1 protein-coding gene is annotated in these 2,320 nt (G+C 32.7%); it reads left to right on the top strand.

Going from position 1 to position 2,320, the window contains the following annotated elements; genetic code table 11:
* Positions 1-440 precede the first annotated feature (440 nt).
* Complete coding sequence (locus EPX21_RS18380) at positions 441-2,285, top strand: UvrD-helicase domain-containing protein (RefSeq protein ID WP_134091143.1); 1,845 nt, start codon at positions 441-443, stop codon at positions 2,283-2,285.
* The last annotated feature ends 35 nt before the right edge of the window (positions 2,286-2,320 follow it).

A 2,320-nucleotide genomic window follows, 5' to 3' on the forward strand; every position in this document is an offset into this window, starting at 1 on the left:
AATTAAATCTAACGTTTTTGATGAAAACACTCCTTAAGTTTTTAAAATATCGTGTCCACTTTTTGCTGACGATTTACAATCAATCATTTTCTGAAAGAAGTTACTTGGGATGCTTTAAAAGCACTGCCTGTTGGAAACAGAACAATTCTAATTGGAAGTTCTACGCTTTGTATATGTTATCAGCAGGAAGAAGACACCTATCACGCACGGAGTTTTGAGGATGCTTTTATCCACATAAACCGAGTATTCGTAAACGGCAAGAAAGATGAATTTCAAGGGTTACAAAACAGAAAATTGTTCGATGATGGTGTAAGTAATGCTTATATTTTAGCGGGTTCTTGTATAAAAAAGAAAACTCATTTTGCATTGGATATTTTATATCACAGCGATAAGGATTTTAGTAATTGGAATATTCCTGCGTATATTAAAAACGGCTTATTATGGTTGAAGCAAGATTAGACTTAGAACCCGAAGTACAGGGGATTTTTCAATCAATTGATGAGGGAAGAAATTTTCTGTTAAGTGGTGGTGCAGGAAGTGGTAAAACTTATTCGTTGGTAAGTGTTATTCGACAGGTAATAGCTGAAAACCCAACAGTAAAAGTAGCTTGTATGACATATACCAATGCGGCAGTAAAGGAAATCGAAGAAAGAGTAAATCACAAGAACCTAAATGTATCTACAATTCACGACTTCTTATGGGATAATATAAAACACTTTCAAAAGGAGCTTAAAGAGGCTATCATTTCATTAGCAAACAATGAAGATGTTGGTAAAATTTCAATTGATGATGCAAATCCTATTCCTGAAAACTATTTTGATATTTTACCGGACGGAATACAGTATAAAGAATTTGTACGATTGCGTGAAGGAATAATTTCTCACGATGAATTGCTCATAGTTGCAAACTACCTTTTTGAGAAATACCCCAAACTTAGCAGTATTGTAAAGGATAAATACAAGTTCATTTTTATTGATGAATACCAAGATACTAACAAGGCTGTTGTAGATACCTTTCTTGCACATTTTAAGAAAAGCGAAAGAAAAAATATTATTGGTTTCTTTGGCGATGCAATGCAATCAATTTACGAAGATGGTATTGGAAATTTAGATGAATATAAAGGAGATGGTGTAGATGCTGTAAATGAAATTCCCAAAAAACAGAATAGAAGAAACCCTCAACTGGTAATTAATTTGGCAAATAAACTTCGGACTGACGGTATTACACAAGAACCTTCTACCGACCCTAATGCACCCAATATGGTTGAAGGCGTAGTAAAGCAAGGTACTGTACTGTTTCTACATTCTAATGATGGCGATATTAACAAGGTTGAAAAATTCTTGGAAGAAAATTATAGCTGGAATTTCAATAATTCAAAAGAAACAAAGGAACTGAACCTTACTCATAATTTGATAGCAGGCAAAGCAGGGTTTAGAACACTTATGGATATTTATGATGATGACCCTGTACTTGGATTGAAATCTGAAATTCTTGAAAAGATAAAATACAATAAAAAGAACAACAGACCCGAAATTGAAATAAACGAAGACGATACATTTGATGCAGTCGTTGATAGGTTTCAATTAAAAAACAGGCAAAGGCAACTAAAAAAGGATATTTTATTAGCTGACCCTGTAAAAGCGGAATTGTACAACCAATTGAAAGATAGACCATTCTCTGAAGTAAGAAAGATGTACTTGAGCAAAGATGCTCTTATAGACGACAAAAAACAAGATGAGAATGATGAAAGCAAGAAAGGTTCAAAACGAGATAATCTTATAAAGCACTTGTTTAAAATACAAACGAATATTTCTCTTTACCAAAACAAGCGATATAATGAATTTTTAAGAGCAACGGATTACCGTTTTATGGTAGTAAGTATTGCGAAGAAAAGAGAGCTTAAAGAAAACATCGAAAGCCTTATAAACGTCGGAGATAAAACTATTGAAGATATAATTACCGAAGCTAACGAACGAGGGATTTGTATAATTGACGATAAGCTCCTTGATTTTAAGGAGAAAAAAGAGTATTTGTATAATCGTGTAAAAGAAGTAAAGTTTAGTGAGTTTCAAAAACTTTATGAATATTTAGAAGGACAAACACCTTTTTCGACACAACATAAAACAAAAGGTGCTGAATTTGATAATGTTTTAGTTGTTCTTGACAATGGAGGTTGGAACAATTATAATTTTGGAAATCTTTTTTTAGAAACAGGTTCAGCAACGGTATTAGACAGAACATGTAAATCGTCAGCAAAAAGTGGACACGATATTTTAAAAACTTAAGGAGTGTTTTCATCAAAAACGTTAGATTTAATTAT

This window comes from Olivibacter sp. XZL3, from assembly GCF_004368405.1.
In the GTDB taxonomy this organism is placed as follows: domain Bacteria; phylum Bacteroidota; class Bacteroidia; order Sphingobacteriales; family Sphingobacteriaceae; genus Olivibacter.

Coding starts and splice junctions, on each gene's coding strand:
- EPX21_RS18380 (WP_134091143.1), top strand. CDS start 441: ATGGTTGAAGCAAGATTAGACTTAGAACCCGAAGTACAGGGGATTTTT.